The organism is Microcystis sp. M113S1, assembly GCF_020246945.1.
Lineage (GTDB): Bacteria > Cyanobacteriota > Cyanobacteriia > Cyanobacteriales > Microcystaceae > Microcystis.
Window position 1 is genome coordinate 13,912 of the sequence record NZ_JADBSA010000019.1, and the last position, 17,637, is coordinate 31,548.

15 protein-coding genes are annotated in these 17,637 nt (G+C 36.9%); 10 read left to right on the forward strand and 5 right to left on the reverse strand.

Features of this window, described 5'->3' with window-relative positions; genetic code table 11:
- From IM319_RS01195 to IM319_RS01210, 4 genes are all read left to right on the forward strand, one after another.
- Positions 1-1,824, forward strand: coding sequence for a PP2C family protein-serine/threonine phosphatase (locus IM319_RS01195; RefSeq protein WP_287734306.1), 1,824 nt, complete (start codon positions 1-3; stop codon positions 1,822-1,824).
- Between the two features lie 31 nt (positions 1,825-1,855).
- The gene (locus IM319_RS01200) at positions 1,856-2,830 is read left to right on the forward strand and encodes a hypothetical protein (protein ID WP_287734307.1); all 975 of its coding nucleotides are present in this window, start codon (positions 1,856-1,858) and stop codon (positions 2,828-2,830) included.
- A gap of 32 nt (positions 2,831-2,862) precedes the next feature.
- A complete protein-coding gene (locus IM319_RS01205; protein WP_287734308.1) occupies positions 2,863-4,980 on the forward strand; it encodes a protein kinase domain-containing protein in 2,118 nt (705 codons plus the stop codon).
- Positions 4,981-5,355: 375 nt separating this feature from the next.
- The gene (locus tag IM319_RS01210; protein WP_287734309.1) at positions 5,356-7,407 is read left to right on the forward strand and encodes a trypsin-like peptidase domain-containing protein; all 2,052 of its coding nucleotides are present in this window, start codon (positions 5,356-5,358) and stop codon (positions 7,405-7,407) included.
- A gap of 5 nt (positions 7,408-7,412) precedes the next feature.
- Here IM319_RS01210 and IM319_RS01215 read toward each other — a convergent pair whose 3' ends face one another.
- The 5 genes from IM319_RS01215 to IM319_RS01235 form a co-directional block, all read right to left on the reverse strand.
- Complete coding sequence (locus IM319_RS01215; protein WP_287734310.1) at positions 7,413-7,889, reverse strand: hypothetical protein; 477 nt, start codon at positions 7,887-7,889, stop codon at positions 7,413-7,415.
- Positions 7,880-8,341, reverse strand: a complete 462-nt coding sequence (locus IM319_RS01220; RefSeq protein WP_287734311.1) for a DUF6932 family protein — start codon at positions 8,339-8,341, stop codon at positions 7,880-7,882. Before IM319_RS01220 ends, IM319_RS01215 begins: the two co-directional genes overlap by 10 nt.
- A 51-nt stretch (positions 8,342-8,392) precedes the next feature.
- Entirely contained in the window at positions 8,393-9,259 is an 867-nt protein-coding gene (locus IM319_RS01225; RefSeq protein ID WP_287078807.1) for a hypothetical protein, read from the reverse strand.
- Positions 9,260-9,352: 93 nt separating this feature from the next.
- Entirely contained in the window at positions 9,353-10,276 is a 924-nt protein-coding gene (locus tag IM319_RS01230) for a DUF1822 family protein (protein ID WP_287734312.1), read from the reverse strand.
- Between the two features lie 18 nt (positions 10,277-10,294).
- Positions 10,295-11,002 (reverse strand): sigma factor, encoded by a 708-nt coding sequence (locus IM319_RS01235; protein ID WP_287734313.1) that lies wholly within the window; start codon positions 11,000-11,002, stop codon positions 10,295-10,297.
- Between the two features lie 68 nt (positions 11,003-11,070).
- Here IM319_RS01235 and IM319_RS01240 point away from each other — a divergent pair, with 68 nt between their 5' ends.
- The 6 genes from IM319_RS01240 to IM319_RS01265 all read left to right on the forward strand — a co-directional run bounded on the left by IM319_RS01240 (position 11,071) and on the right by IM319_RS01265 (position 17,624).
- Positions 11,071-11,208, forward strand: coding sequence for a hypothetical protein (locus tag IM319_RS01240; protein WP_190722274.1), 138 nt, complete (start codon positions 11,071-11,073; stop codon positions 11,206-11,208).
- Between the two features lie 114 nt (positions 11,209-11,322).
- Positions 11,323-12,090, forward strand: a complete 768-nt coding sequence (locus tag IM319_RS01245) for a hypothetical protein (protein ID WP_159252911.1) — start codon at positions 11,323-11,325, stop codon at positions 12,088-12,090.
- A 19-nt stretch (positions 12,091-12,109) separates the two neighbouring features.
- A complete protein-coding gene (locus IM319_RS01250) occupies positions 12,110-12,955 on the forward strand; it encodes a hypothetical protein (RefSeq protein ID WP_287734314.1) in 846 nt (281 codons plus the stop codon).
- Positions 12,942-13,856: a hypothetical protein gene (locus IM319_RS01255; protein WP_287734315.1), complete on the forward strand. Its 915-nt coding sequence runs from the start codon at positions 12,942-12,944 to the stop codon at positions 13,854-13,856. Before IM319_RS01250 ends, IM319_RS01255 begins: the two co-directional genes overlap by 14 nt.
- Positions 13,857-13,860: 4 nt before the next feature.
- Positions 13,861-16,485: a hypothetical protein gene (locus tag IM319_RS01260; protein WP_287734316.1), complete on the forward strand. Its 2,625-nt coding sequence runs from the start codon at positions 13,861-13,863 to the stop codon at positions 16,483-16,485.
- 32 nt (positions 16,486-16,517) lie between these two features.
- Positions 16,518-17,624 carry a hypothetical protein gene (locus IM319_RS01265; protein ID WP_287734317.1) on the forward strand — a complete coding sequence of 369 codons (1,107 nt, stop codon included), beginning with the start codon at positions 16,518-16,520 and terminating at the stop codon, positions 17,622-17,624.
- Positions 17,625-17,637 lie beyond the last annotated feature (13 nt).

Genomic DNA, 17,637 nt, shown 5'->3' on the forward strand with positions numbered 1-17,637 from the left:
ATGACTTCACCATCGACAGAAAACTTCTCCCCCCTGCTTATTCAAGAAAAAGAATCTTTTTCTATGGCAGATTACCAGATAGAAATTATCGCCTATCTAGGGTTATTAACCGCAGATGTTTATTACTTCAAAGTCAAGTTTCAACCCATTGCCGATCTCGATGGGGAAAAGGGCGAAACATCTTCTCAATTGGGACTTTTGCGTGTCGGCTCTCTTAATAGTAGTCTCGATCGGGAACTGCAACTGAGAAAAATTCTTCAAAACTACAGCTTGATCGCTCCACTTATCGCTGATATTCAAGTAGATTCAGCTATTATTAATACCCTATCAATCAAGGAAAAATCCCAGGAGGTAGATGAAAAACAAAATGAAGATATTGCCACTGAACAAATAGTCTCGGAAGATTCTGCATTTGTAAATATTACTTCAACAAAAGATGATGATTCTGGAGAAAATCAGTTCGCAGAAACAGACTATTTAGAAGAAGAATACTACCCAGAAACAGCAGTCGAAAACGAGACGAAACCAGAAAAACTTCTTCTGTTAACGCGATTTCCTCAAGAAAACTTGACTTTAGAAGCTTGGCTAAAAGCAGAACATTCTCAAGAAGAAGCACTAACGTTAGTGATTCAAGTCTGTCAGTTATTTTCTTATATAGCTAAACAAAACTGGTATTTAATCAACCTGCTTCCCCAGTTTATAGAAATAGACAAACCCCTCAAAATCTTTGACTTAACCTGCGCTTACTCAATTGAAGAAAGCCTAACTTCTGGTGTTATCGGAGATTATTGCGCTCCTGAACTTGCTTCAAGTCGTTCTATCAATGAATCAATGAGCAGTTATACGATCGCCGCTTTATTGTATCAAACTACCCATCAAAAATTACCCCAATCTGACCAGATTATTAGTTTAGAAATTGACCCGATTCCGCATCTTTATCAACTGCTGAAAATTGCCTTGTCCTCTCTTCCAGAAGAACGCTTTCCCCTGGCTCAATTTCTCAGCTTATTAATCGAAACTCGCCATTCACTGCGGAGTCTGAAAGTGCAGTGGAATATTGCCAGTTATTCAACCGTTGGACTTTCAACAGAACGCTTACAAAATGAAGATAACTACGGTGTAAGGCAACAACACCTCAGTAATTCAGAAACCCTTGTTTTAGGCGTTGTAGCTGACGGTATGGGAGGAATGTCCCAAGGAGAAGTAGCTAGTCAAATTGCTGTTAAAACTATATTACAAGACTACCTTCCTCCAGAAGTTAAAACAGTAGAACAGTGTAATGAATGGCTACTCAATTTATTTCAAAAAGCCAATATATCTATTGCTGATGCTGTTCGTAATGGCGGAACAACTTTAAGTGTTGCATTAGCGATCAATGATAGCTTAATGATAGCCCATGTGGGAGATAGTCGAATTTATTTAATACGACAAGGAAAAATTAAACAACTAAGTGAAGATCATTCACTGGTAGCTATGTTAGTGGCTAACGGTGAAATAACAGAAGAGGAAAGTTTAACCCATCCAGATCGAAATGTCTTACTCAAATCTATCGGTTCAAAAAAACATTTAAGTGAAGGTTATGTGCAGAATTTAAGTCGCACCACTAGCAATTTATCAATGACTTTAGAAAATGAAGATATTTTACTTCTCTGTTCTGACGGAGTTTGGGATTTAGTGCCGACTCAGGAACTGGCGGAAATTTTTAGTCAATTTGAATCTTTACAAATGGCAGTTGATCAAACCATTCAAAGAGTTATTAATCAAGGAGCAACCGATAATGCAACGCTTTTAGCTATGCAATGTTTTATGACTTCTGGCAACTAAACAATATTTAATCAATCAATGAGGTGTAAATATGTCTCAAAAAAACTTGAATGTTTCAGTGTTAAAATATTTTTATCCTCTGGGTAAAAAAGTTAGAAATTTGATCATTTCTCTATCTACAATCGCTGTTATTTTATTGCTAATAGATATGGTGATTCTTAATAAAGAGTGTGAAAAAAGTGGCAAGGATAACAGTTGGGCTTGTGTGATATCCCCTATATGTGTTGAATTTTATGCTTCTATTTTTGTTTTAGCATTTACTTTATCATCTATTGAATTAGCCTTTCGCAACGAGATGCTGGAAGAGATACAAACAATATTTCAGTCGAGCGAAGCTACTAAATATCTAAAAGCAGTTCATCCTAAAGTAGCTATTCATAGAGAAATGGTTAGAAGTAATTTAAGACAACTTGATGCCCATGAGCAAATAAAAATGCTTTGCTTATCAGAAACCGTGAGAATTCTGAATGATGATGAGATTGGCAAAAAAGTAATTGTCGAAAAATTACAAAATAATTGTCAATTTAAAATTCTCACTCTCCATCCAGACTCCCTACTTTTAGATTGTTTGAATAATGTTAAATTTAACAGAGATAGACAAAACCTAGTCAACAATCTCTCACCTTTATTAAAAGAGCTATCTAGAGAATTGCCAGGGAAAGTATTGCAAGGTTCTCTAGAAGTTCGTCTGCACAAAGATGTTTTCTCACCCTTTTGTTATTTTTCAAGCAAACAATTAGAACTGATCTGGATTTACTGTTTAAATTCGGCAGGTTTTGAATATCCTGCCTTTGAGATTTTACATATTGATATTATCAAAGAAATTTCGGAACACTTTGAGACTATTTGGTCAAAAAGTTCTAGTTCAATTCTTTTTAAATTTGAAAAAGGAGAGATTATCGTTGATAAAGTCGATCATTATTTACATGGTATACAACCAGAAGATGAACAAAAATCTCAAAATAGAGAAGCAAGAGAAAATGCTGAGAGTAATTTCCCTAACTAACAATAATTATAAGTCTCAAAGACAATAAAAATATGTCTATCCTCTGTCCAAGCTGTCTAACTGATAATCCCGATGGAACACAACAATGTATTAGTTGTGGTTTTAATCTCACCCCTGTATCCCCTGACAAAACTACCACATCACTCCATCATCTAAGCATCGGAACTTTACTCAAACAGGGACAATATCAGATCGAACAAGTTTTAGGTGAAGGTGGGTTTGGCATTACCTATAAAGGAATTTATCGAACGAATAATGCTCCTGTCGCTATCAAAGAACTTTGGCCAGAAAAATCTGCTAGACAAGGGAATAAAGTTATTTGGCCTGCCTCTATTTCTCCTCAAATAAAACGACAACAAATAAGTAAATTTAAGCTAGAAGCTAACCATCAACAAAAATGTAATCATGCCAATATCCCTAAAATTTATGATTGGTTTGACGAAAACGATACAGTTTATATTGTCATGGAATTTATTGCGGGAAAATCTCTTTTTAAAATCCTGACCCAAGAAAAAAAGCTAACTGAAGAGCGAGTTAAACGCTATTTTCTGCAAATTGCTGATGCCTTAAAAACCGTCCACAATAATAATTTTTTACACCGGGATATTAAACCTGACAATATTTTAATTGATCCTCAAGATAAAGCGATTTTAATTGACTTTGGTGCAGCGAGAGAATTTATCGCCGGTCAAACAGGAGACATGACCAGAACCTTAACCCCGGGTTATGCTCCTTATGAACAATATAGTCAAAGGAGTAAACGTTTTCCTGCCACAGATTTTTATGCTTTTTGTGCTTCAATCTATGAACTTTTAACTGGGCAATTACCAGTTGAAGCACCGGATAGAGCTAGTGCATTATTGCAGCAACGTTCATCAGATCCCCTCATTCCACCCCGACAACTCAATCCAGATATTTCTAATTTAATGGAAACTGTTATCCTAACCGGAATGAGAATTAATGTTGAGGATCGTTTCCAAACTGCTGACGAACTGATTGATGCGCTCAAAGGTCAATTTGTTTCTCCTTTACAAAAAAAAGCAAGAGAGTTAGTTAAACAAGGAAAACTTGTCGAAGCAGTTCAAAGTTACGAGAAATGTTTAAGCAACGAACCCAATAATGGTGCAGCTGCGGTTGAACAAGCGTTATTGCAAATCCATCTTAATGATACTCAAGCTGAAATTGCTGCCCAAAAAGCAATTCAACTAAACCCTAATGATGGTAGAGGGTACGGAGTTTTAGGCTTGGTATATTGCCATCAAAATAACTGGGAATCCGCCGTACAACAACTACAAAAAGGGGCTAAACTTTCACCTCAAGCTCTTTGGATACAAGTTAATTTAGCCTGGGCTTTCGGTAAAATTGGTCATTGGCAAGAAGCGGAATCCGCTATCAACACAGCCCTAAAACTTGATAGTAACAATCTCTTTGCTCTCGGAATTCAAGCTTGGATTACCTTCAATCAAAATCAATTTAAAGCCACTATTGGTGCTGCTAGTAAAGCAATTACTAAATCCAAACAAAACCCCTCCCAAAAGAATCAACAAATTCAATATTGGGTTTATCCCTACCTGCTTGCCGCTCTTGACAAAGCCACCACTAGCCAACAAAGCCAAGATTTAGACCGGCGCATTCAAGACTGTCTGACTCAAATTCAAGACCATCCCTTTGCTTGGGGTTTCAAAGGTTGGAAACAAGCTCAACAAGGGTTATGGAGTCAGGCTCTTCCTTGCTTTCAACAAGCTAGTCGTCACCCCAACGCAGCCGCCTGGGTGCTTATCAATACGGCTATTAGCCATGAGCATCTCAACAATCCCTCGGAAGCCCTTCAAATTTATCAAGCTTACCTACAGAAAAATGGTGAGGAGCCTTTTATTGCCTATCGACTAGGAATATTACTCGCTCAATTGGGACAATGGAAGCAAGCGAAAACTCATCTGGAGCAGGCGATTCAACTCAAACCTGACTACCCTGAAGCCTACCACAATTTAGGCTGGGTATTACTTAATCTAAAAACTTCCGATGGACAAATCCAATATGCCCGGGAACTCTTATCCTACTACCGTCAAGCCATTGCTCTCTACAATCAACAAGATAAATCCCATCTAGCCACAATGCTCGCTCAAGCTTTAACAGAGGCTGACGTTTAAAGGCTAAGAAATGTAAAAATAACTTGCTTTGGCGAAGTTAACCTACTATAATCGCAAAGTGACTGTTTTACAGTTTCCTCCCAAGAGCTATTTTTCTACTTCCCTAACCGCCACGACTTCGTTGATTGTTATTGTTTTTTTATGTTAGTAGTTTTGGCTCTTCGGTTTGTGTTATGCAATGGACGGGGTTTATAAGCGATGTAACCCTTATATAGAAAGGCATTTAGAGATTTTTGTCAATTATTTTCGATCTAGAGCGAACTAATCAATTAAGTCTCTTGCCAGATAAAGATTTTGTCGATTTATGCCCCCCTATCGAACCATACCAAGTAACGAAGAGCCGTAGTTTTCGAGTTTAGCTAATTGATTTGAATCATGATTAAATACGTTATTCTCAATTTAGAACGGAGCAATGATAAAATTCAATGTTCTCTGCAAATAAAATATTTATCAACTAACCCATTGCGAGCGTTAATCTTTGATCAGGCTATTCAAAAGTTGTATAATTTTTTTGGTCGAGAAAAATTTATACTTGATTATCCTACCGAACTGATTAATCAATATAATAACTGGAAAAATCAATACAAGGACTTGCAACAACTAGGACTTAATCCTAGTTCGGCAAATAGCGATTTAGATAGATCTGCAAAACAATTAGATCGTAACCTAGAAAATTTTAATCAAGAATTAAATACATGGTTAGAATCTGTTCCTAATAAAGTCAAAGAAAAAATAGAGAGAAATTTCTCAAGTAATCTTGAAAAAATTTTGGACTCTGATACTAAAGTAATCTTTGTCATTGAAACTGAAATTCTGGAAATTCAAAAGCTGTTTTGGCATCAGTGGAAATTACTCAAAAAGCATTCTGAAATTAGCCTTATATTTGGGATAACACAACCAAAAAATAAAGTTAAACAAGAATCGTATGTTCGACCGTATAATAGGGAATTGAAAGTTTTGATTATTTTCGGAGATATAACCGAAGAAAAGATGAAAGATGAAAAAAATATCTGGGAAAAATCAACTTCGATATGTCATAATCTGGGTATTAAGTTAGAGTTAGAGTATTTGAAAAAACTTAGTTCTACAAAGATAAGATCACTTATCGAAAGGGGGCATCAATTTGAAGTTATTTACTTCTTGGGACATAATCCAGACGAGGAAGAAGGCAATGGGCAAGAAGACAACAGGATAAAAATTAGTGAAAATGAATATTGGACAAATTATAAATTTTGCGAATGTATTAATATTCAAAAAATAAAAACTGTAAAGCTAGTTATTTTAAACTCTTGCTATTCCCTAAAGTTAGCAAAAGCTCTCATTAACGAGGCAGAAATTCCTCAAGTTATTGCGATGAGAGAGTCTATCTTTATGGATTTTTCTCGAGAATTTTTAGTGGTTTTGTTGATCGATTTACTGCGATATAAAATTTTACCTTTTGCCCTTAAAGAAGCTCAAGAAAAGATAGAAGATAATGACGATAATAAAGGATGGCAAAGTTCTGCTTCAGTCGTTGCTCTTTTACAAAATCTTAACAAAACTCCTTGGACATGGCCTAATAATAAAGAATCTCGCTTCAAAAAGAATCTATTTCCATATTGCTCAGGTTTTTTGTCTTGTTTATTCATAGGTATAGGTTTTTTACCGATAATTTCTGCTTTGAGCAAGAATAGATTGATTAATCTTCCCGGACAGATTAATAAAATATTCCCTCCGTCAGAAGCTGAAGTAGAAAATTTATTAAAAGAAAGTACGGTAACTATTAAAGTTTATGACCCCAACACAAAAAAATTTAGTTTTTTTGCGGGTATTATTTTTGCTTATGACAAGAAAGCAGACAAATCTCATCCTCAACAAGATACAACTTATTATATTCTAACCACCGCAAAATTATTAGAAAACAAAGAAAATCGTCAAATTGTTATATTCATTAATAAAGAACGAGAAGATTACAAATACGACAGATCTATTACAGAGGTGAGTCAGCACTTAGCTATAATGACTTTTAACAGCAATAAAACATACAAAATCGCTCAACTGAGCAAAGATAAGGCTGCATTAGAAGAAAAAGTTTATATGGCTGCTCAACAGTCTCCTGAAAATCCTCATTCAACTCCCGATTTAATTGATGGTAAAATTACCGATCTAAATCCAATGCAACGAAATCAAACTTATAATTTTTTCTACAACAGTTTTAATAGTACAATTAAACCAAAAGCTGAAGGAAATCCTATTATCAATCAATATGGCTGCTTAATTGGAATTGATTTAGGTATTTCTAAGTTGCCTAATCAGAATTTAGGAATTGGTATTCCTGAAGATACTCTTCTAGAGGTAAAAAAGCTTAAAAATCCCGAGGATACATCGATAAGTAACATAGAAGAATCAAAGTTTTCATTCTATACTGAATCTTGTCAGTATGAATAACAAGGCTATAAACATTCTTTTTCCAGCTTACGATATTGAAGCTTGAACAGCGATAAAAACCACTGCGATACCGTTTCTTTATTAGGATTGTATTGATCGATTTTATCAAATACTTGCTTCAAAGTTTGCTGCCATGCCATTCCAGAAATATCCGGGGAAGAACTATAGATATTTTGATTTTGTACTTGATTAGATTCTTGAATTTTATTAGTTAATTTCGTTAAACTTTTATATCTTTGCTGACTAATTTTTGGATAATTTTTAGCAGCCAAAGCTAAACTTTCTAACTGTTTATTTTCATATTCTGCAAGTTCTGTATTGATTCTCGCTAACAAAGTCCGTAAAGAATTTTCTCTTGCTTTTAAGATTCTTGAATCGATTTCAGGATGTTGAATTGCATAGTCAGAAAATTCTGCTATTGCTTTCTCAAACTCTTGAGCTTGAGCTTTTCTAAGTTCATATCCCTTTTCGTTCAAAACCATAGCTGTAAATCCACTAACTGTAACTCAACGCAAACAATACCTTTAGTAATTCCTCTTTCTATATCTATTGTATAATAACCATAAATCGTTTGACCATTTACGGCTCTCGTATCTGCGGTTAATAATTCTCCTCCATACTTTTTCTTTTGCTCTCCACATCCTTCTAAGGAAGTATCCAGCAGGATACTATCAAGCTTTTCTGGATTTACTTTCTCGCTTTCCCAAAAACCATCATAATCATTGGGTTTTCGCTTTTTAGTCACAAAACTACCATCAAGATAGACTTTTTGGCAACCTGCTTGTTGAAGATTTAGCAATACTTTTTTTAGTCCGACTAGAAGACGTTGTCTTCTTCGAGTTGTTCCAAATCTTTCTACAAGCTCTTTCCAGCTATCTAATTTATGTTCTCCCGGCGGCAAAAAGCCGTGTTTATTAAAAGGAGGAATTCCCATGTTTTTAATATTAGATAATTTATAAGCAAGCTAGGCATTGCCCAATAAAAACTAGGGTCGATTAGAGCCAATTGAATGACTATCTTGATAAGATTGGTTTAAGGGATCTCTGTAAGTTAGGTAAAGTTTTAGAGGAATCGGTGGACTCTGAATCAACGCTAGATGATAGTCCTCAACAACCTGCATAGCTTCAGAAGTAGATAAGGATTTATCGTAACGAAGATCGGCGCATTTTTGAAAAGTATTTTGAGCAGATAATTTCAGATCTGAATACTTTTTCCAAAGCAGTAATATATCCCCAGATAGGATAAAAGAAATAGCTGTTAATGCTGCCTTAACTGCCCACTTTACCACAGTCATATCTTGATTTTCTTGGCTGATTGTAGCCGGAGAAGTTGCAAAGTCTGCAAAATAAATAATTCCTGATAAAATTGAAATTGAAATAACTAAAAATACCAGTAAATAATTGACCACTTTTGTTGCTAAAAACTCAGTAAAGTAAGCAGATTCTGTTGTAATATCCATTAATCTTTGTGGACTATTAGATAGAGAAGATGAATAATAAGGATAAGTAAAAGGAGCTTGTTGTAATTGAATTCCCGTTGTCCAAGCTCTAACCATAGCTAACTCATGGCTCGGAATATCTTCTCCTAAACTATCAGCATATAAAATCATTCTTCTACATTTATCAGCTTTTTGTGTCAAGTTATTAGCCCATTCTCGCAACCATGCTACTGCTATTGGAGTGATTAAAGCAAGAAAACCGGCAATAGCTAAAAGCCACAATTTATTGTTGACTGTCGCAATTAATGCTAAAACTTGAGCGCATAAAGATAACAACAAGCTGTACCACCATCTCACTTCAGCTTGATCGTAGAGATAATTGCGAATATCCGACAAATCTTTTTGGTTTGACATAGCTTACTTGAGAAGAGATATAAGATAAAATTTTTAACAATTTATCTAAATTTTAATCAGAAATTTAGATAAATTATCCCGTTAAAATAGGGTTTAGTCAAAAGAAAATTGTTCTGTGTGAATTTCCTCTGCTCGCTTCACTTGTATTTGAAAACTCTCTCCCAATTGAAGGGTATATTCCAAAGAGATATAATCACCTCCTTTTGTCAGATTTGCCTTCAAAGTTTGATCGGATAAAGATAGTAGCTTCAAATTCAAATCAGATGGAATTCTTTCCCCTCTATAGGATTGAACTTCCACGAGAAGTTGAAACTTTCCTTCTTTTTCAGGGGTTATCCTGACGAATAGGATAAATGTCCGTCTTCTCAGAGTAATGTATTTAGCCTTATAGAGAGGAGAGGTGATAGATTTATCAATTGTAGGTAAAGCGGGATCATCTAGGCAAACAAAATTTTGCTGTTTAGCATTAAGAATTTTTGCTGATTCATGCTCATCCCAATTCTTGGCAAAAGTTCTTTCGAGAAGTTGTTTGTTTTTAGCCAGAAGAAGTAAATCAACTAAATTGTCAATATCCGGTAATTGAGCTAATAGTAATTCGTCAGTTTCTATCTGCTCGACAAATCCAACTAAAATAGCTTTCTTCGCTTCTTCATCAATTTCTACCACCACATAACCCACATAACCCACTCTATCTGACCATACCTCGGACGGGACATAACAGATATTTTCATTTGGCAAAACTGGACGACATTCTAATTTACCGAGAACATCGATCTTTAAATCAGCACTATCCATTAAAATTCGCTGATTATAATGCCCAATAGTGCTTTCCTCTAAATTTGTTTCTACTTTCAAACACTGGCAGTAAAAGTTAACAGCAAGCACGGCTAAAGTATTTAGAAAAACCTGTTGACTTTTATCGGAATTTTTCTGCTCGCTACTAAACTTTTGAGCTAATTTAAAATCAGCACCGCTCAAGGGGACTGTAAAAGTTAAACGTTCAGCTAGTGGCATCATGGTTTTTGTCTCCTATTTCTAAAAATATTCTTGAAAAATTGGTTGCAATTTTTCAACGCTGCGTTGATAAAAGCTGCTTAAAGTTGCTAAGGAAATTCCCCATTCTGTTGACATTTCCTTCCAAGATTGTCCATTAAATCGCCTTATACAGATTGCTTGAAAATTAGCCTCCGGATGCTTTTCTATGTGAGTCTGTCGAAAACAATCTCTAGGGTCTTTTTGGATAAAATCCCATAATCTCTCCCAATCTTTTTGGGGGGACATAGATTCAGGTTGCTGGATTATATCAAGCAAGGAAATATCTGAGGCATTAGTCCAGCTTGATTGCTCCGACTGGAGAGGAACATCCAAAGATTGCTCATAAATTCTGACTCGTTTGCCGTTATTTTGTCTATGTCGCAGTTTTAAATGTTCCCTGACAGCATCGATAAATCGCTTATCGAGCAAAAAACTTACCCATGCCAAGACATTACCTTTACTTGGGTCGTACAGATCAATTTTTTCAAAAATCTCTAAAAAAGTCTGCTGTAGAGCTTCGTGAAAAATATCCTGATAGACAGACTTAGGAAAATTATAGATATTTTTACAGTACACTTTATTAGAGTTTTGAATCTCATTGGTTAGTTTTGTTAGCCATTTTTGTCTCTCCTTGCTGTTTGCAGGGGAGCTTTTAGCCAAAAGTGCTATTTCTTCAAGAAGCTTAAGTTTGCTGTCTGGGTTACTCATCGGAGAACTCTCCTTGCATTTTCTAGATCACTACCCCTTTCATCTACTCGTCAGGTTACTGGCATTTTATGCAAAAACCGATAATTAAAATTCTTTTTTGTGAGGAATTGTCGAGGGAATTGCGATCTCGCTCCCGGACTGCCTTCGGTATCGCAGCCAGAGTGGATGTGGCGCGGGGTACTATCGAGAATGTAAATTTATGTTAAGATGAACCCAAATTTTGCATAAAAAGCAGCCATCGCTACGAGAAAGTAATGTAAAACCGGAACTAAACACGATCGCTGTTTGGTTGCTATCAATCAGGACTCATTGATCAGGAGGTGGAGTGCTTGGGAGTTATTTATATTGGCGATCGCGAAACAGGTAAAACTCACCTAGTCTTGGAATTAGCTAACCCCAGGGGAAATTATGTCAAAGTTACTTATCCCGATTATCAGTATCTCAAAGGCATTTTATATCTTCCAGAACAGGGCAAAACTAGAGCAACAGATGATAAGCAAGCAATTTATGAGCAGTACATAGAAGTTAATGTCACCCTTCCCACAGGAGAGAAAATGATTGCCTTGGATTGGTTGGACACCCCCGGTGAAATCTGGCGAAAATCTTGGCAAGACAAACAACCCGATGAATGGAAAGGATTTCTCGAAACGATCAGAAAAGCTGAAGGAATTATGTTGATTTTACCGCCCTATCGGGACATCATTAAACCGACCGGTCAAGTCAACAAAGATGACTTTATCACCACAAAACAATGGTGTAATCGTTTTGACCGTTGGCTTGAATTTTTCCAGCAAGATTGTCCGAAAATTCGACATCTTCTCCTCTGTTTAAATAAAGCCGATTTACTCCCAATCGATCTCGAAGAAGAAGCCAGAAAACTCGCTTTTAATCCTGATTTCCAACCCATAACATGGCAAGAGAGAGATAACTATGTTTTTCAGCGTTATTTTCGACCGATTCACCCTCAAATCAATCAACTTAACCGTAGTATTCAAGGGTTAACAATTAGATGTTTCATTACGAGCATATATAATCGAAAATTATTAGAACTACCCTGGATTTATTTGGGCAGTCATCTCGCAAAGTAAAGTTAAAATAGGAGTAAAAATGACCAGTGGAAATATTGTTGTAATTGGACCGACAGCAGCAGGAAAAACCACCTATTTAGCGGCTTTATCCTACTTCAAAGAACACAAACAAGGCAAAAAACTATTTACTGTCAACCCCCAAAATCCTGCCACAAGAATACTTGCAGAAAAAGCTGAAAATATTCTCAAACAGGCGGCCGATCTAGATAGAACTGTCATCGGACAAGAGATTGAGTCAGTAGATGACTTACCCTTTTATTCCTTTGGTATCACAGCCAAACCCTATTGGTATAGTTCCACGGAGACTTTTCAATTAACCGCTAGAGATTATCCCGGAGAAGTCTTTGAGGCAATTGCCAGTCCCAGTGCAAGAAAGCCTATCCATGAAGATTTTATTAATGAATGTTTTACCGATGTCATCGGCTGTCTAATTATGCTAACAGGATGGGAACCCGGAACTGATAACTTTTATAACAGAATCATGAAACAATTCCTTAAATTAATGGATGAGCGGGGTCGTTCTCAGAATTTGAAGTTAGCAATAGTTATGAGTAAATGTGAAAGAGGAGAAATTTGGCCCGGTAGGCTTGACCCAGAAATTGATTTGTTCGGTGTCCATTTACGAGAAACTACTAAAACCTTGCGAGAAAAAGTTATTCCCCAGAATCTGCGTTTTTTTGCCCTTTCTACCTTTGGCGTTTTAGGCAGAGATAATCCCCGTCCTAACCGAGAAGATCGGATGAAAGGAGAAGAACCGGCTTCGGTGATTAGACAACCAAACTCATGGCAACCTTATAATCTAATTGAACCTCTCTATTGGCTCAGTAAAAAACCAAATCAAGGAGCCAAAAATGAAAGCGTTTGACTGGTTAAAACCAAAAGCTCCTGAATTAAAAGATGCCAATGCCGAAATACGGGTTATTGGCGATCGCAGTGCTGGTAAAACCGCCTATATGGCTTCCCTCGCCTATTGGCCAAATGCTAAGGCCGATAGTCCAGTTCAATCGGTGACTCCAGTGGGGAACCAAGAAGCCAGCGCACAACTGATGAACATGGCACAGAACATCTTGGAACAGGGACTAGAATTAGAACCAACTCCCCTAGAAGCCACCGTTGATGAAGTCAAAGATTATGGATTAAGTATTGTTCTCAAAGAACAATTTTCTTTGAAAAATCTGCAAAGAGGCCTATCTTCTAGCGCAATACGTCTCAATGTTAACTGTAAAGATTATTCCGGCGAGTTTCTTCGGGATCTCATTAACAAAACCGGCGATCCGCGCTTAGTTGACTATCTCGAAGACTGTGTGGTGGCTACAGGTCTTTTATTGTTAGTGGATGGAACCTCTCACCGCAAAGATAAAGACTATGCTATCGGACTAGAAAAGTTTTTAGCGGCTTTAGACAGGGTGGATATTAATCCCAAACAGCGCCGCGTTGCTTTTGCGGTTAGTAAGTGCGAACTGAGTCAACTGTGGGTGAGTCGTCATGAACCGAGAAAATTGACACAAAGACGCTTTCCTCTGATGCAAAATAAATTAGAAAACTGGGTAGATAGGGGAGGAGGTGAAGTGGACTATTTTGCCACTTCTGCCTTTGGTACGTTGGGAACAAATTATCCCGAACCCAACTCGATCGAAAAACAACGCGATCGCCAAGGAACAACTTCTATTATCCGCGATCCGAAGCGGTGGCGACCCTTTGGTTTAGTTTCCCCGATTTACTGGCTTTGTACCGGTCAACATCACAAAGAATTAGATAAGGATTAAAACAATGACTACTATTCACATTCATGAATTTAGCACGGGTATTTTAGTCGATGGCACTGGCGGTGCTGGTGAGTGGAGGTCGCGGGGTTTTTCGGGAGAGTACATGAACTCAACCCTTGCTGAAATTCCTAGACCTGTACAGTTAGCGATCAAAAATCGGGAATTTGCCGTTTCTGAAGGCGCATCTAGCCAAAATCCCGCCATTATTGGACGGGAAGTGGAATATCATGGAGAGGCTTGGTCAGTCATTGCCGTCGTCACACGGGGGATGGATGAACGGGGACGGGGTGCATCTCTCTATCGCTATTTCTTGTGTGAGGGATTGGATAAATTACACCATCTTTTATATTGGCACACCAGAAACGGAAAGCCTAGTTTTAACCCCTCCGATTATAGACAAGTCGGTCGGTTTACAGAATATAACGATACTGAAACTCAAATTAATGACCATATTCCGCCTGAGTTGGATGGGATTTGGGAAGGAAAAACACCGATAATTATTACTCAAAAACAGCCACCATATCCTGCTTTAATCATTCATAAAATTGCCTCTAAAACTGACCCAGCAAGATATAATGAATTGATTTCTTGGGCCTGGAATGTGGAGGCTTTAGAGAAACCAAATCGCTTTTTAGTCATTCATCCCGCCAGTGCAAAAGCAGAGGAGAACATAAGAGCCACAATAAACAGTATTCCTCAACTTCCCCCGGCTATACCCGAAGAACCCCTAATTAGAACTGCTATTAAGAATTCCTGCCGGACAGGAAACTTTCAAGAAAATTTAGCCCCTATCGAAAATGCTTTGAACAATCCTAAAATTCAACAGGATTATAAAACCTTTTGGAATTGCATATTTGAAGGACAAGGCTCCAAAGATGCTTATGAGCAACAAATTTATGATGACTTTAAAGTACGTCTTTTGACGCTACAAGCCATCATTTGCCCTGAAAAGCTGCCAGATTTTGTCGCTTGGATAATGAAAAAAGAGAAGGATTATTATCCAATATCTCAGAGGTTTCAAGGGGAGATTGTAAAAGCTATTACTCAGCGAAACTCATTAATATTTAATCAAGTTAAGCAAGGTATTAATATACTTATTCTTCATATCATTAAGCAGCCAGAATTGATAGATGCTACAGCTAAACTCTTATTAGATGAAGTCGGACTCTGGGGAGTAACATATAAAAGTTACACAAGTGTGGGATTGAAACAAGATTTAAAGAAAAAAGCAGGTTATCTAAGCACGGAAACAGAAGGTTTAAAAGAAAAAGAGTTTTATGTATTAAATGATGTACATTGGCAAGAAATTATAGATGACTTAAGGAAAGTTTGGAATCGTCCTTTTTATCCTGATAAAACAACTCAAAAATACATCCATCTTGCTCACCTATTTGATAAGCTAGAAGTGCCTTCAAATGACAATAAAGATAGTTTAACCATTTTCTTTTATCATCTCGCTCAAGGAAAGATTCCTAGTGACGTATATAAACGCCATGGATTAAAGGGAGATGAAGGTGATAATTTTGGTATTAAAGTTCAAAGAGATATACCTTGGCAAGAACCAGTATTTAGAGAAATAAAAGAAACAGCAATATTTCTCCTATCTTTGGTGTTTAAAGGTGGAGCATCTGGCTGTTTTATTGCTATTATTTATTTTTTGCTTATATTCACTTTAGGAGGATTTTTCTTTCAAAGATTATTGAATTTAACTAATTTATCTGTATCCGGTTTACCCGGAGGATCAAACACTTCAGAATCGCCGATTATTAAAAAAGCGTTCGTAAGCTTTTCAGCCACTAAAAAATCATTAAAGCAAATTGAAAATGACTTGATGAAAACCCCTAGAGCAGACGGTTCCGAACCTAACAAGGATGAGATTGATAAAGCTATTTCAAAAATTCTCGATCCTACCTATTCTTCCAATGCTGGTAAACCCTCTACTTCTAATGACTATCTCAATCTTAAAACTATAGACAAAAATAAAGACAAGTGGATTCAGGCAATAACATATTATCAATTTTACAAAGTTACACCATCTAATTCTGATGATGTTGATGGCATTATTGATAAGGATGGAAACACTTATCAAGCTCTAAAATGTAATCTACTTCAAAATATGAAACTGCAACCAAGTCAAGGAACTGCTGACAATTGTAAAAATATGGGATTTTCCAAAGTTAAAGCCTCCTCAAATCAAGTTAAATCTCCTTCTCCATCTCCGTCTCCAACAGACGAAGAAAATAAAAAAGCTAATGCAATCAAAGAGTTTGATAAACCACAAAAGACAAAATTTACTTTAGAAACTTTAGTAAAAGAATTGGATGACGCTTTTACTCTTTATACTTCATCATCTGTAATTAATGTTCTTGATCCTAGTAATGACATTGGACTTGTCTTTTCTAATATGACTGAACCAGCAGATAAAGAAGCTTGGGTTAAAGCTATTTTTAAATATCAAGAAAGTCTTAAATCTAGAGTTAAACCAGGGCAATCTATTAATATTGATGTTGATGGAGTGATTAACTATGAAAGGAATACCTATAACCTTTTGAAGTGTGATGTAGCTGCTCAACTAGGTCAAACATTAAGTAATACACCAATTTGCGGTAAAGTAAACCCAATTGATTAATCAACTCCCCCAAGAGGATAGTTTTTAAACCTATGAGAATTTGGCTTTACATACTAGCAGGAATAACCTCGGCTTTAATTGGCTGGAATATCGGTCAGATTTTCTTGACTGATTTAAAAATCCTGTCTCGGTTTCCAGAGGTGGTTCTTTTCCCCTGCGTCGCTATATCCTTAGCGATTGGGATGGTAATGAATGAAATATTTATTAGTAATCCCACCCGTCCTAAACTCAACTTTCGGATTGCTTTAATTCCCCTATTAATTGCCACCTTAATCGGATTGATTGTCGGATTAGCAGCGGGTGGAATCTTTCAGCTATTAATTCAATTTGGAGTTGCTGAATTTCTCGGTAGATTTTTGGGTTGGCTTTTTGTCGGTGCAGCCGTCGGATTAGCCGAAGGACTAACTTGGCAATTTTACAGCATGGAGGCTGGCGATCGCGATCGTTTTCGACAACGGTTATATACTAGCATCATCGGTGCGGTTGTTGCCAGTTTCGTAGCGGTGGTAATCTTTGAATTTATTCGCCAATGGTTAGGCACTTCAGAAGCATTTATAAAAGCAGAAGATCCCCTCGGATTTGCCATTTTAGGCTTGTTGCTTGGCCTAACCTTTACAATTACTAATTCTCCTAGCTATATGGCAGCACTGAGAGCCGGTAAAGGATTCGAGTACAGAAAAAGCAGTCCCGAACTCGAAAGCATTGATCCTCAATTTACATCCATAAATTCAGTCTTTCCTAACATCCATAAAACGCTCAAATTTGTCAGTGAATCGGATGCGGAAAAAATCGAAGAGGGACTGTCGATTCAACTTCCCGCCAAAGGAATCATCAAAATTGGTTCTGTCCCCAAAACTAAAGGTTCTGATGGTGTAGAAAGAGGATCGGATATTTATCTCCCCGGACTCCCCCCCCATATTGCTGACATCAAAATTACCCGCCGTGATGCCATTTTAGATCCTAACCCAACATTTTACAACCTTATTGAACTCAATGGCAGACGTTTAACTAGCACCAAAGAAATTACACTTAAACACAATAACCTGATAACCTTCCATGTTAAAGATAACCACAACCCCGATGAACCCAAAATCTATCGTTTCGTCTTCTACAATCGCTTCCTTGACCCACAAGCTTAGTTTATCAATGATT

Bases quoted from the DNA above. Each gene is read 5' to 3' on its own strand.
- IM319_RS01195 (WP_287734306.1), top strand. From the start codon at position 1: ATGACTTCACCATCGACAGAAAACTTCTCCCCCCTGCTTATTCAAGAA.
- IM319_RS01200 (WP_287734307.1), top strand. From the start codon at position 1,856: ATGTCTCAAAAAAACTTGAATGTTTCAGTGTTAAAATATTTTTATCCT.
- IM319_RS01205 (WP_287734308.1), top strand. From the start codon at position 2,863: ATGTCTATCCTCTGTCCAAGCTGTCTAACTGATAATCCCGATGGAACA.
- IM319_RS01210 (WP_287734309.1), top strand. From the start codon at position 5,356: ATGATTAAATACGTTATTCTCAATTTAGAACGGAGCAATGATAAAATT.
- IM319_RS01215 (WP_287734310.1), bottom strand. From the start codon at position 7,889: ATGGTTTTGAACGAAAAGGGATATGAACTTAGAAAAGCTCAAGCTCAA.
- IM319_RS01220 (WP_287734311.1), bottom strand. From the start codon at position 8,341: ATGGGAATTCCTCCTTTTAATAAACACGGCTTTTTGCCGCCGGGAGAA.
- IM319_RS01225 (WP_287078807.1), bottom strand. From the start codon at position 9,259: ATGTCAAACCAAAAAGATTTGTCGGATATTCGCAATTATCTCTACGAT.
- IM319_RS01230 (WP_287734312.1), bottom strand. From the start codon at position 10,276: ATGATGCCACTAGCTGAACGTTTAACTTTTACAGTCCCCTTGAGCGGT.
- IM319_RS01235 (WP_287734313.1), bottom strand. From the start codon at position 11,002: ATGAGTAACCCAGACAGCAAACTTAAGCTTCTTGAAGAAATAGCACTT.
- IM319_RS01240 (WP_190722274.1), top strand. From the start codon at position 11,071: ATGCAAAAACCGATAATTAAAATTCTTTTTTGTGAGGAATTGTCGAGG.
- IM319_RS01250 (WP_287734314.1), top strand. From the start codon at position 12,110: ATGACCAGTGGAAATATTGTTGTAATTGGACCGACAGCAGCAGGAAAA.
- IM319_RS01255 (WP_287734315.1), top strand. From the start codon at position 12,942: ATGAAAGCGTTTGACTGGTTAAAACCAAAAGCTCCTGAATTAAAAGAT.
- IM319_RS01260 (WP_287734316.1), top strand. From the start codon at position 13,861: ATGACTACTATTCACATTCATGAATTTAGCACGGGTATTTTAGTCGAT.
- IM319_RS01265 (WP_287734317.1), top strand. From the start codon at position 16,518: ATGAGAATTTGGCTTTACATACTAGCAGGAATAACCTCGGCTTTAATT.